Raw genomic sequence first — 12,730 nt, forward strand, 5'->3', positions numbered from 1 at the left:
CTGTCCGCTGGAATATGGCCTCAGATGTGTTTGAGCTGCGCTGCTGCGTGTACGCGGAAGGGTATGACCCAGTCGAAGCGTGAGACAGAGCGAAAGTACGATGCTCCGTCGGCCGATGACACTTCTTGGCTCCCGGACTTCACCGGCGTGGGCGGTATCGAGTCGGTTGTGGAACGGGGTGTCGACGCGTTGGACGCTGTGTACTACGACACGGCGGACCTGCGTCTGGCCGACGGGTCGGCCGTGCTGCGGCGGAGGACGGGCGGGGCCGATGCCGGCTGGCACCTGAAGCTGCCCCTGCCCGGGGACAGCCGGGAGGAGGTGCAGGCCCCGTTGTCCGACACGGTGCCGGACGACCTGCGCGATCTGGCCTCTTCCCGTACTCGGGAGGCAGAACTGACGCCGGCTGTCCGTATCCGGTCCACCCGCAGCACACGGCAGCTCGTCGATTCCGACAGCGCGGTACTGGCCGAGCTGGCTGTCGACAGCGTTCACGCCGAGTCTCTGCGCGGCATGCGCACGCTGGCCGCATGGACCGAGATGGAGGTCGAACTGGCCGAGGACGCCGATCCCTCGCTGTTGGACATGGTGGACAAGACCCTGCACGAGAACGGCATCGAGCGTGCGGACAACCCGTCGAAGCTGGCCCGCGCCCTGGCCCAGACGGGACTGAGCGGTCCGCGCCTGCCCGACCCCCGTGCCGAGACCGTCGCGGCCGGCTCTGTCGGCGAAGAGGTCCTCGGATACGTGGACGAGCAGGTGCGCACGCTGGTGGACCTTGATCCGGCGGTACGGCGAGACCGGCCCGACTCGGTGCACAGGATGCGTGTCACCTGCCGTCGACTGCGCAGCATCCTGCGTTCCTACCGCTCGGTGCTGGCCCGTGAGGTCACCGACCCGATCCGCAAGGACCTCAAGTGGCTGGCCGGCGAGATGGGCGCGGAACGCGATCAGGAGGTCATGATGGAGCGGCTCAGTTCGCGCATCAAGGCCGCACCCCGCGAACTCGTCCTCGGACCCGTCACCGCCCGGATCCAGATCTGGAACACCGCCACCACCGCGGCAGCACACCGGCGCACCCTCGACGCCCTGCACACACCCCGCTACACAGCCCTTCTGGACTCCCTGGCCATGCTCACCCGACAGCCCCCGCTGCGCCGCAAGGCTGCCCGCAAGCCGGAGAAGGTGATGGTCAAGGGGATCCTCAAGGAGTACGACCAGCTGGCCCGCCGGGCGGTACACGCGCTGGAGCTCTCCCCCGGGACGGACAAGGACGTGGCCCTCCACCAGGCCCGCAAGGCGGCCAAGAAGACGCGCTACGCCACTGAACCGGCGCGGGCCTCGCTCGGCAAGCCCCCGAAGCGGCTCGGCAGGCGGGTGAAGGCGGTACAGAAGGTGCTCGGGGACCATCAGGACAGCGTCGTCGCCCGGGACACCCTGCGGAACCTTGCCGTAGCGGCGCACTCGGCGGGGGAACCCGGTTTCACCTGGGGCCTGCTGTACGGCCAGGAACAGTCCGTGGCCGCCGAGCGCGAGCGCGAACTGCCGACCGTGTGGGCCGCGGCGTCGAAGCCCGGTCTGCGCAAGGCGCTCGCCCGTTGACGCCTTCCCCGCTTCCCCCCATGGCGGGACATGCCGCATCAAGCGGCCCAGGTCCCGTCCGGACCGAGATGTCGCTCGGCAAATTGGCGCGCGCCCGACGCGCTCGCAGGCGCTGCAACGCTGCAGGACAGCGGTGAACTCAAGGCACGGCAGATCCAGACCAAGGTTGCACATGCCCACGGCACGGACAAGGGAAAGAGGGGCGCCGGGGTGCCTCCGGATCAGTACGCGGATCACCCCTGAACCGCCCCGGGGGCCGTCTGCCGATGGTCTGGTCTCTTCATCCCGCTGGACCTGGTGCTCCCTCGCAGACGGGCCCGGCGAGCGCATGCGGCCTTCGATGAGCAACTGCGGACGAGGGCTGCGACACAGCTGCCATTGGGCGCCGGCGTGCCGGCTGATGGCATCAGGAATGAGTGCGGGCACTGCCTGCTGAGGGGTTTTGCCTGTGTGCCAAGGGCACTCGGCAAGTGACTTGCGCGGAGGCACGACGATGAGTACCCGAGAGAGAGCCAAGGCAAAGGCCGAACAGGTTGTCGGAAAGACCGTGCGGAAGGCGGCCCACGCGGTGCACAAGGAGACACTTGCAGCAAAGGGCGCCGCCCTTGAAGCCCGGGGCAAGCTGCGGGGCGAGAAGGAGAGGATCAAGGGCTAGGTCAGGTGCTGACAACGCGGCGACCCGCCACGGTGCAATGAACAGGGCGAGTTCGTCTGCGAGGCAGCTTCGACTCCGGGACGGCCGCACGCTCTCTGGCCCCCTGACCCGCGCGATCGCGTCATCGCGCGGGGTGGTCGGCCCGGAGCTGGCGTTTGCATCGCGTCCCTCGACTCGTCGAGTGGCTTGGCAAGGCCCGCCGGCCGAGTTTGCGCTCGTGCGTCAACGCCGTAGTGCGCTTGGCACGCGACAGAGGGAGGTTCGCCGTGGACCGACCAGCCGCTCCCGGCCCGGAGGAGAACGGCCTGCGTAGGCAGAATGGTCCGTTGGCCGATACCGAACGAGTGGAGCACGAGCGACTCCGGCACTCCGGCACCCCGCACCGCCGCCTGCGACTTTGCGGTGCTTCTCTCCTTCTTGTGCTGGCTGTTCTGTTCGCACCCATCAGCGTTGTTGCCACTTGGGTGAATTCCGAGGTCACCGATGGTGATCGGTATGTGCAGACCGTCTCACCACTCGCCAGGAACCAGGCCGTCCAGAATCTGGTGATCGACCGTGTCACTGCTGGGCTGGTCGAGAACATTGACGTTCACAAGATCACCAACGCTGTCGCCGACACCTTGGCCGACCGCGATGCACCCCGCTTCCTCGTCGATGCAGCCAGATCGCTGGATGAACAGCTCAAGGGCGGACTCACGGCCGGCGTGCGTCTGGTGGTCGAGAAGGTGGTCACGAGCGACGCCTTCGCCAAGGCGTGGGAAAGCATCAACCGCGGTGCGCACACCGTCGCGACGAACGTCCTGACGGGGGAGGGAGGCGGACCGCTTGAGATCAAGGGCGACACCATCACACTGAACGTCGGCACTGTGATCGAAGAACTGCAGAAGCAATTGGTCGGCGTGACTCTTGTGAAGGCGGAAAGCATTCCGGGGGCCGACAAGTCGATCGTGCTGGTCCGGAACCAGAATCTCGGTGAGGCCCGGGACAGCGCCCGCTGGCTCGCCGTCGTCGGCCCTTGGCTGCCGCCGACGGTGGTCGTGCTCGGTGGATTGGGTATCTGGGTGGCGCCTTCCCGCCGGGTCGCGCTGATGGCCGGTGGCATCGGCACCAGCATCATGATGTGCGGGCTTCTCGTCGGAATCACCGTCATGCGCCAGATCTGTCTGGACGCAGTGTCCCAGGTACCTCAGGCGCAGAATGCCGCTGCGGCTGTCTACGACACCCTGGTGCGGTTCCTCAGGCAGGCGACCCTCACAGCACTCCTCACGGCCGTGCTCACCGTGATCGCGGGCTATCTGTACGGACAGGGACGCGGTGCCGTCGCCGTGCGCTCTGCCGCGGCCCGGAGCACCGAGTCCGCAGGACATGTGCTCGCCCGTTCGGGGCTGGCGACGGGCGCTGTCGGACGGTGGCTGCGCACGCACCGGCCCCTCACCACAGGTGCCGTCATAGGCGCCGGGGGCCTCACCCTCTTCCTGTGGGACTACCCCACACCCGCCTCCGTGGCCCTTCTGCTCCTGCTTGCCCTCGTCGTCCTGGCGATCTTGAGCGTCCTTGCGGCTGCGGACGAAGCGGAGCAACGCTTACGCAGCGCGCCGGCGCTGCAGCCGGCTGCCAGCCTGCCTCCGGGCGACGACTCCGAACGCCGGCGCCGAGGCGACAGAGCCGAGGCTGCACTGCCCGCCGCGACACCGCTGGTCAGGTAGCGCAGGACACCGCCCTGCTCGACCGCTACCTGGCCCGCACCGGCTTCGACGCCCAGCAGACCGACCAGCAGCCGCCGAGCAGCGAGAGCAACCTCTTCGAACCGGTCGACCAGCCGAAAGGCACGGACCACGGCGCCCACGGCGCCTTCGACACCGCATCCCGCAGCCGGTCCCTCGAGGCCGCACTCGCCCGCCACCCGCCTCAGCCTCAGCCTCGGCCCTCGCGGCAGCCATCGCAGCGTCGGTGACGGCCGTGCGGAAGAGGCGCTCCCGCATCTCATCGTGAGACCGTCTGCACGCCAGCGGCTCCCGCCTCACCGCTGTCACGACTCCTGTACGCCGTCCCGCCACACCGCCACCGCGCCCACCGATGGCTGCGGCTGAGCCGAAGACGGTGGACCACCGGCATCGAAGCTGAGAAGCGAGAGAAAAAAAGTCCGACATGCCCCGTGTTCGCGCATGGGTGGTACCGGGCTGGATACACGGGTGGAATGGTACGAACACTGAAGCCGCACAGACGCCACGGCGAGCACGCCCCGGCCGCCGGCGGGCCGGACCAGCGTGTGGAACGGCAGGCCCCGGACAAGCCGACGGACCTGCCCAAGCGCTCCTGGGCAGCGGTGCTGAAGGGCACCCTGAAGGAGTTCAAGAGGGATGAGCTGGCCGACCGGGCCGCGGCGCTGACCTACTACTCGATCCTGGCACTGTTCCCGGCGCTGCTGGCGCTGGTGTCGCTGCTGGGGGTCGTCGGGCAGTCCGCCACAAAGGCGGTCCTGGACAACATCCAGAAGCTCGCCCCGGGCGCGGCCCAGGACATCCTGCGCAGCGCCGTGCAGCAGATGCAGGGCAGGGGCGGGCTCGGTTCGGTCATGGCGATCGTGGGTCTGGTGCTCGCGGTGTGGTCGGCGTCCGGCTATGTCGCCGCGTTCATCCGCAGCGCCAACGCGGTCTACGACATCCCCGAGGGCCGGCCGGTGTGGAAGGTGCTGCCGGTACGGGTCGGCGTGACCGTCGTACTGATGGTCATGGCGGTGATCAGCGCACTGATCGTGGTGTTCACCGGGGGTCTCGCCCGGCAGGCCGGTACCGCGCTCGGGGTCGGCGACACCGGGCTGACCGTGTGGTCGTACGCGAAGTGGCCGGTGCTGGTGCTCCTGGTCACGGTGATGATCGCGGTCCTGTACTGGGCCACTCCGAACGCGCGCGTCCGGGGCTTCCGCTGGATCACGCCGGGCAGCTTCCTGGCCCTGCTGATCTGGATGATCGCCTCGGCCGGGTTCGCGCTGTACGTGGCCGACTTCGGCTCGTACAACAAGACCTACGGCGCTCTCGCCGGGGTGATCATCTTCCTGGTCTGGCTGTGGATCACCAACCTGGCCATCCTGCTCGGCCTCGAGTTCGACGCGGAACTGGTGCGCCAGCGCGCCGTCGCCGCAGGCCACCCGGCCGACGAGGAGCCGTACGTCGAGCCGCGCGACACCCGGACATGGGACGAGGAGGACCACCGCCGCCTCGGGACCTGACACGGAGGATCGGCACGACTACGGGCAGCTTGGGTTCTGGCTGGCCGACCTCCCACAGGGGGCAACAGTCATGCCGGGCCCGGAGGCCAGCGGCCCTCTTGCAGGACCGCGAAGAAGATAACGGGGAAGCTGTCGTACCAGTCCCCGCCGACCTGTACACCGTGACGCGCCTACTGTCCCGAAGACCGGAAGATGACTCATGCTCAAACTCGCCTTGGCCAAGGTGGGCGCGGTCGTCCGGCTCGTCCTCATCGTGGCGCCCCTCGGCTGGCGCTGGGTGTGGCGCGCGGCCCTGCCTCCGTCTGACGGATCCGAACGTCACGGCGCCACGAGCTACGACGCCACGACGCCACGACGCCACGACGCCACGACGCCACGACGCCACGACGCCACGACGCCACGACGCCACGACGCCACGACGCCACGACGCCACGACGCCGAGAACGGGCCGGCCGCCCCGGGGACACGGAGTCTCCCGGGGCGGCCGGAGGAGTCGGGCGGACAGGGTCAGGGCGTCAGCTGCCACTGGTCGATGTAGCCGACGTCGATCGCCGCGTGGTCCTGGACGCGCAGCTTCCAGGTGCCCGCGACAGGCTGGGCGGAGGCGTCGACGGTGAACGTCTGGTCGACGTTGTCCGCCGAGCCGCCGCTGCGGTTGAGCAGGGAGTACACGGTCCCGTTCGGGCCGACGAGATCGACGGTGAGGTCGCCCCGGTAGGTGTGCACGATCTTGACGTAGACCGACGTGGTGGCCGAGGCGTTGCCGACGCGGCCGGTGACGGTGATCGGGGACTCCACCGCGCCCGCGTTGTCGGGGATGTCGACGCGGGTGGTGCTGGCGTAGATGTTCGCCACGCGCCAGGAGAAGCTCACGGTGGACGCCGCTCCGGTGCCGTCCGTGACGGTCAGGGTGACGGTGCTGGTGCCCAGGGTGGTCGGAACACCGGAGATCAGTCCGGTGCCGCTGAGGGTCAGTCCGTCCGGCAGCCCGCTCGCCTGGTACGTCAGACCGGACCCGGTGTTGGTGGTGAACGCTGCGACCTGGAGGCTGACGCTCTGTCCGACCCCGCTGATCTGGTCGCCCGGGGCGGTCAGGTTGACGCCGAGGGCTATGCGCTGGCCGACGTTGATGCCCGCCCAGGCGTTGGCGACTGCGAGGTAGGTCGGGCTGTAGGCGCCGAAGAGGTCGGCCGCGGCCTGGAGCGTCGCGGTGCGGGCGCCCGCGTAGTCGGTGGTCGAGGTCATATACGTGGTGAGCGCCCGGTACCAGATGCGCTGGGCGTTGTCGATGCCGATGCCGGTGACCGGGAGGCCGTCGGAGGTGGGGCTGTCGTAGGCGACGCCGTTGACGGTCTTGGCGCCGCTGCCCTCGGACAGCAGGTAGAAGAAGTGGTTCGCCGGGCCGGAGGAGTAGTGCACGTCCACGCTGCCGAGCGTGGAGCTCCAGTAGTCGCGGGACGCGCCGTCCTTGGAGGGCTTGTCCATGTAACGCAGCGGGGTGCCGTCGCCGTTGATGTCGATCTTCTCGCCGACCAGGTAGTCCGGAACGTCGGACGCCAGGTTCGCGTGGAACTCCACGGCCGCCGCGAAGATGTCGGAGGTGGCCTCGTTCAGGCCCCCGGACTCCCCGGAGTAGGTGAGGTTCGCCGTCGCGGCGGTGACGCCGTGGCTCATCTCGTGCGCGGCGACGTCGAGCGCGGTGAGCGGGTGGGTGTTGCTCGCGCCGTCGCCGTAGGTCATGCAGAAGCAGGTGTCGGACCAGAAGGCGTTGACGTAGCCGTTGCCGTAGTGGGCCCGGCTGTAGGCGGCGACGCCGTCGTTGCGGATGCCGTTGCGGCCGAAAACGTCCTTGTAGTAGTCCCAGGTGGCTGCCGCGCCGAACGCCACGTCCACACCGGCGGTCTGACGGTTGCTCACGGTCCCGTCGCCCCAGACATCGTTGTCATCTGTGAAGATGGTTCCGGTGCCCGAGGTGCCCTGGTTCAGGTCGTAGGTGCGGTGTCCGGCACGGTCGCCGTCGACGAGCTGGTACGTCGGGCCGGACAGCGTGGTGCCGAGCGGGACGGTGCCGCTGTACTGGCCGGTGCCGGTGCCGGTGCGCACGCCCTCGTACGAGAACAGGGTCTTGCCGGAGGCCGCGTCGGCGACGACATGCAGCTCGCTGGGCGTGCCGTCGTGCTGGAAACCGCCGACCACGGACTCCCAGGCGAGCACCGGCTTTGCGTCGCCCGCCCAGACGACGAGGCGTGAACTGCCATCGGGCTCTGGGTTCTTGGCGTGCGCCTTGACGGCGAACGCGAGCGCCTTGTCCGCCGCCTTGGCGGAGGTGACCTTCGGGGTGACGGTGGGAAGCGCGAGAGCGGCCTTCGCCGCCTTGGTCACCGTGGTACGGCCGTCCTTGGTGTGGACGACCAGGTCGCCGCCGAGGACCGGGAGTCCGGCGTAGGTGCGCTCGTAGCGGGTGTGGGTGGTGCCGTCGGCGTCCTCGGAGACGTCCTTGACGACGAGTCTCTCCTTGGCACCGAGGCGCAGTGCCTCGGCGGTGCCGGACGCCTCCTTGGCGGCTCGCTTCACCAGCGCCGCGTGACCTGTGGGGGTCAGACGGGCGGGCGCGGCGGCCGCGCGGGGGGTGGCGAGGATCTTCGCGTGGCTGCGGGGCGTGGGGGCTGCTGCCGCCGTGCCGGTCTGCACTCCGGCGGCGACGAGGGCGCTCACCGCGGCGAGGGCAAGGGCTGCGGTACGGGCTGGGGGATGTGAACGACGGTCTGACCGAAACAAAAGGGGTCTCCTTCGGTGAGTCGGGCCGGGCCCTGGGCAGGGCAGGGCAACGGATCGGCCGGGGTCGGCCTTCCGACGGCGCGCGCGGGTGAGGAGAGCACGGCACGAGGGGACACAGGGTCGGGTCCGGGCTCGGCGGTGCGCGAGGTGGTGCGGAGTGGGGTGGGGGGATGTGGGGTGGGGGGATGTGGGGTGGGGGGATGTGGGGGTGGGGGGCGAGGTGGGGGACTCGTGAACGCCCGGTGAAGGGCGAACAGCAGAGTGTCATCCGACTCATAGATTTGTCATGGTGGCGACAAGATTTCGGCTCAAACTGGCGGTAGCCGGAGGGGGCGGGCAGCGGTCCGGAGCGCGACGACGGGCCGCGCGGCCTGCGGCGGGGGCGGGGGTGCGGGGCTGCTGTGCGGGGTGGGGGGCATGGGACGGTGGCCGATCCCGGCCGTCCACGCGTCGGTGGCCGTCGGCACCGTTTCAGGCGCGCACGTCACCGTCCGGCCGCCGCGGGGCGCCGCCCTCGCCGGTCATGGGATCTGAGCGGGCCGACGGCCCCGCGTTCAGCCCGTGTTGGGGCGGGCCAGCCCCAAGTCGTAGGCGAAGATGACCGCCTGGATCCGGTCCCGGGCTCCTATTTTGGCCAGGACCCGGCCCACGTGGGTCTTCACCGTGGACTCGGACAGGACGAAGTGGGCGGCGATCTCGCCGTTGGTCCAGCCCTTGCCGATGGCGACCAGGATCTCCCGCTCCCGCTCGGTCAGGGCGCTCACGCGGGGGTCCTTGGCCGGATCTCCCGCCGGGCGGGTCATCTGGAGGGCGTACTCGTCCAGGAGGCGGCGGGTCAGCGCGGGCGCAATCACCGCGTCGCCGCCCGCCACGGCGCGGATGCCGGCGAGGAGTTCCTCGGGACGGGCGTCCTTGAGCAGGAATCCGCTGGCCCCGGCGCGCAGGGCGGCGTGGACGTACTCGTCGAGGTCGAAGGTGGTGAGCACCAGGATGCGGGAGCGGCCGCCGGAGCCGACGATGCGGCGGGTCGCCTCGATGCCGTCCATGCCGGGCATACGGACGTCCATCAGCACCACGTCGGGGCGCAGTTCGGCGGCTTTGCGGACGGCCTCGGCACCGTGCGCGGCCTCGCCGACGACCTCGGTCTCGGGCACGGAGTCCAGCAGGAGGCGGAAGCCGTACCGCTGGAGCGGCTGGTCGTCCACGACGAGCACGGTGGTCATGGGGTGCCGTCCCTGGGGGTGAGGTCGAGAGTGGCGGTCACGGTCCAGCCGCCGCCCGGTGCCGGGCCCGCGGTGAGGGTCCCGCCGTAGAGCGCGGCCCGTTCGCGCATGCCCAGCAGGCCGTGCCCCTCTCCGTCCGACGGTGAGGGCGTCCCGCTGTCCCGCGCGCCGGGCGGGCCCGGCGGGCCGGTGTCCTGGACGCGGACGGTGACACGGGTGTCCTCGGCGGCGATCGTCAGGGTGACCCGGCTGCCCGCACCGGCGTGCTTGAGGGTGTTGGTGAGGGCTTCCTGCACGATGCGGTACACCGTGAGCTGCACGCCCGCGTCGAGCGCGTCGGTGCGCCCGCGGCTGCGGTAGACGACCTCGAGACCGGCGGCGCGCACCCCGCCGCACAGCGCCTCGACGTCCGCGAGACCGGGCTGCGGGCTGAGCTGCGGCCCGGCGCCCGCACCGTCCGACGCCTCCCGCAGCACGCCGAGCACCCGGCGCAGTTCGCCGAGCGCCTGACGGCCGGTGTCGCCGATGAGCAGCAGGGCTTCCTTGCCGCGGGCGGGGGCCGACTGCGCGGCGTACGCACCGGCGTCGGCGAGGGTGATCATGACGGACAGGTTGTGGCCGACGATGTCGTGCATCTCGCGTGCCACCCGGGCCCGTTCGGTCGCGGTCGCCAGCCGGCTTCGCTGGTCGCGCTCTATCTCCAGCCGGGCGGCCCGCTCCCGCAGCCCGGCCAGCTGGGCGCGCCGGATGCGCACCGTGAGGCCGACCGCGAGGGCGGCGGTCGCGGCGGCGAGCAGGAAGAACAGCGCGTCCCAGACGGAGACGACCGATGACACGCGCAGCGCGACCGGCACCATGGCGACCGTCATCACCGCGCAGGCCCAGGGCAGTTGCTTCAGCCGCCCGTGCAGGGCGAGGCTGTAGAGGGCGATCAGCAGGGCGATGTCGGCACGCAGCGCCACGCCCAGCGACCACTGGAGCAGAAAGACGGCCGTGACGGCGCCGAAGGCCACGAAGGGCCTGCGGCGCCGCCACAGCAGCGGCAGGACGAGGCCTGCCTGGAACGCCAGCGTCCCGGCCACCGGCAGTTCGGTCAGCGCGAGCCGCAGCCGGTGGCCTTCCTCGCCGTCGCCGGAGCCAGGGTGCCCGTGCACCAGGTCGGGCAGGGCGAACATCAGCAGGACCAGGACGACCACGGCGGTGTCCAGGACCCAGGGCCGGGCGCGGTCGGCGTCCCGCAGCCGCCGGCCGCCGCGGCCGAGCCGGGCGACCAGCGGTCCCATGGCGCCTGCGTCGTCGATGGTCACGGTTGTCACGCGTCCATGGTGCAGGTGCTCAGGCGTCGCTGCGCATCAGCCGGTACGCCGCGCCGCCGAGCGCGAGGACCGTCCAGGCGAGCAGGGTCAGCAGACCGGCGCCGGGCGACAGAGTGGTGGAGTCGTGGGTCAGGGCGAACATGGCCTCGCCCGCGTTGCTGGGCAGGTAGGGGCTGATGTTGTCCTGCCACGAGGTGGGCAGCAGCGAGATCAGACCGGGGATCAGCATCAGGGAGGCGACCAGGACGGAGATGCCGCCCGCCACCGAGCGCAGCAGCGCGCCCAGCGCCGTGCCGATGACGCCGACGAGGCCGAGGTAGAGTCCGGCGCCCAGCAGGCTGCGCAGGACGCCCGCGTGCGAGAAGTCCATGGCGGCGGGGGTGCCGGAGACGATGCCGTGGGCGAACAGGAACGCGACAAACGCGCCGAATGTCCCCAGCACGACCGTGACGAGCCCGAAGACCGCCGCCTTGGACCACAGCACGGGCAGCCGGCGCGGCACCGCGGCCAGCGTGGAGCGGATCATGCCGGTCGAGTACTCCCCGGCTGTGACGAGGACGCCGAGGACGCCGAGGGCGAGCTGGGCGAAGTTGGTGCCGAAGAGGGAGAGGCTGAGGCCCGTCTGGGCGGCGAAGTCCCGGGGCAGGGTGCCGCCGTCGTAGCCGGACTTGTAGCGGGCGGAGGCGATCAGGCCGAATCCCACCAGGAAGAGCAGGCCGAGGCCGAGGGTGATCCAGCTGGAGCGCAGCGACCAGAACTTGGCCCATTCCGAGCGCAGCACGCGCGGTCCGGTCACCTTGTAGGCGGGGCGGGCGGGTGTCGGCCGGTCCTGCTCGGGGCGGGTCTCCTGGGCGGTGGTCAGTGAGGTCATGCCGCGCTCCCGACGGTCTCGGCGCCGGTGGTGGAGCCGTGGTACTCCACCGCGTCCCGGGTCAGGTCCATGAACGCCTGCTCCAGCGACACGGCGCGCGGCGTCAGTTCGAACAGGGCGATGCCGTGTTCCGCGGCCTTCAGCCCGATCTCGCGGGCGGACACCCCGGTCACCTGGAGTTCCTCGGAGCCGACCTGGCCGGTGATGCCGACGCCGGGGCCCGCGAGCACGTCCCGCAGCCGGGCCGGGTCCTGGGTGGCCACCGTGACGGTGTCGGCGCCCGCCTCGCGCACCAGGTCCCGCACGGTGGTGTCGGCCAGCAGCCGCCCTCGTCCGACGATGATCAGATGATCGGCGACCAGCGCCATCTCGCTCATCAGATGCGACGAGACGAACACAGTACGGCCCTCGGCGGCGAGAGAGGTGAGCAGCGTGCGGATCCACAGCACGCCCTCCGGGTCGAGCCCGTTGACCGGCTCGTCCAGCATCACCGTCGCCGGGTCGCCGAGCAGCGCGGCCGCGATGCCGAGCCGCTGGCCCATGCCGAGGGAGAACGCCCCGGCGCGCTTCTTGGCCACGCTGCCGAGACCGGCGAGGTCGATGACCTCGTCGACGCGGGCGAGCGGGATGCCGTGCGTCAGGGCGAGCGCCTTGAGGTGCTGGTACGCCGAGCGGCCCGGGTGGACCGACTTCGCCTCCAGCAGCGCGCCGACCTCCTGGAGCGGCGCCCGGTGCTCGGCGTAGCGGCGGCCGCCGACCGTCACCGAGCCGCTGGTCGGAGCGTCCAGACCGACGATCATGCGCATCGTGGTGGACTTGCCCGCGCCGTTGGGCCCGAGGAAGCCGGTCACCGTACCTGGCTGCACGGTGAAGTCCAGCCGGTCCACGGCGGTCTTCTCCCCGTACCTCTTCGTCAGCTGCCTGGCCTCGATCATGCGTGTGCCTTCCGTCGCCTACAGCGCCCGGCGGACGCCTCACCTGCCACGTTAGGCAACAGATCGGCCGAATCCGGTCGTACCCCGGGCTGATCCGGCGTGGTGGCGGTGGTACCGCGGT

Annotated in this window: 10 protein-coding genes; 5 read left to right on the top strand and 5 right to left on the bottom strand. The window is 70.6% G+C overall.

The features are described from left to right. Positions 1-63: 63 nt before the first annotated feature. The 5 genes from ACSYGN_RS38140 to ACSYGN_RS38160 all read left to right on the top strand — a co-directional run bounded on the left by ACSYGN_RS38140 (position 64) and on the right by ACSYGN_RS38160 (position 6,024). Positions 64-1,602, top strand: coding sequence for a CYTH and CHAD domain-containing protein (locus ACSYGN_RS38140; protein WP_460404877.1), 1,539 nt, complete (start codon positions 64-66; stop codon positions 1,600-1,602). Between the two features lie 493 nt (positions 1,603-2,095). Further along, positions 2,096-2,257 carry a hypothetical protein gene (locus tag ACSYGN_RS38145; RefSeq protein ID WP_460404879.1) on the top strand — a complete coding sequence of 54 codons (162 nt, stop codon included), beginning with the start codon at positions 2,096-2,098 and terminating at the stop codon, positions 2,255-2,257. 326 nt (positions 2,258-2,583) lie between these two features. Then, positions 2,584-3,963, top strand: a complete 1,380-nt coding sequence (locus ACSYGN_RS38150) for a hypothetical protein (protein WP_460404881.1) — start codon at positions 2,584-2,586, stop codon at positions 3,961-3,963. A gap of 491 nt (positions 3,964-4,454) precedes the next feature. Then, a complete protein-coding gene (locus tag ACSYGN_RS38155) occupies positions 4,455-5,486 on the top strand; it encodes a YihY/virulence factor BrkB family protein (protein ID WP_460404883.1) in 1,032 nt (343 codons plus the stop codon). Positions 5,487-5,685: 199 nt separating this feature from the next. Continuing rightward, a complete protein-coding gene (locus ACSYGN_RS38160) occupies positions 5,686-6,024 on the top strand; it encodes a hypothetical protein (RefSeq protein ID WP_460404885.1) in 339 nt (112 codons plus the stop codon). Here ACSYGN_RS38160 and ACSYGN_RS38165 read toward each other — a convergent pair. The 5 genes from ACSYGN_RS38165 to ACSYGN_RS38185 all read right to left on the bottom strand — a co-directional run bounded on the left by ACSYGN_RS38165 (position 5,994) and on the right by ACSYGN_RS38185 (position 12,609). Continuing rightward, on the bottom strand, positions 5,994-8,264 hold the full coding sequence (locus ACSYGN_RS38165) for a M4 family metallopeptidase (RefSeq protein WP_460404887.1): 2,271 nt from the start codon (positions 8,262-8,264) through the stop codon (positions 5,994-5,996). The genes ACSYGN_RS38160 and ACSYGN_RS38165 overlap by 31 nt on opposite strands. 554 nt (positions 8,265-8,818) lie before the next feature. Further along, entirely contained in the window at positions 8,819-9,487 is a 669-nt protein-coding gene (locus ACSYGN_RS38170; RefSeq protein WP_460404889.1) for a response regulator, read from the bottom strand. Next, positions 9,484-10,794, bottom strand: coding sequence for a sensor histidine kinase (locus ACSYGN_RS38175; RefSeq protein ID WP_460405768.1), 1,311 nt, complete (start codon positions 10,792-10,794; stop codon positions 9,484-9,486). Before ACSYGN_RS38175 ends, ACSYGN_RS38170 begins: the two co-directional genes overlap by 4 nt. 28 nt (positions 10,795-10,822) lie before the next feature. Continuing rightward, entirely contained in the window at positions 10,823-11,674 is an 852-nt protein-coding gene (locus ACSYGN_RS38180; protein WP_460404891.1) for an ABC-2 transporter permease, read from the bottom strand. Continuing rightward, positions 11,671-12,609, bottom strand: a complete 939-nt coding sequence (locus ACSYGN_RS38185) for an ABC transporter ATP-binding protein (protein WP_460404893.1) — start codon at positions 12,607-12,609, stop codon at positions 11,671-11,673. The genes ACSYGN_RS38180 and ACSYGN_RS38185 overlap by 4 nt, the downstream gene beginning before the upstream one ends. Positions 12,610-12,730: the final 121 nt, after the last annotated feature.

The organism is Streptomyces sp. YIM S03343 (assembly GCF_054729195.1).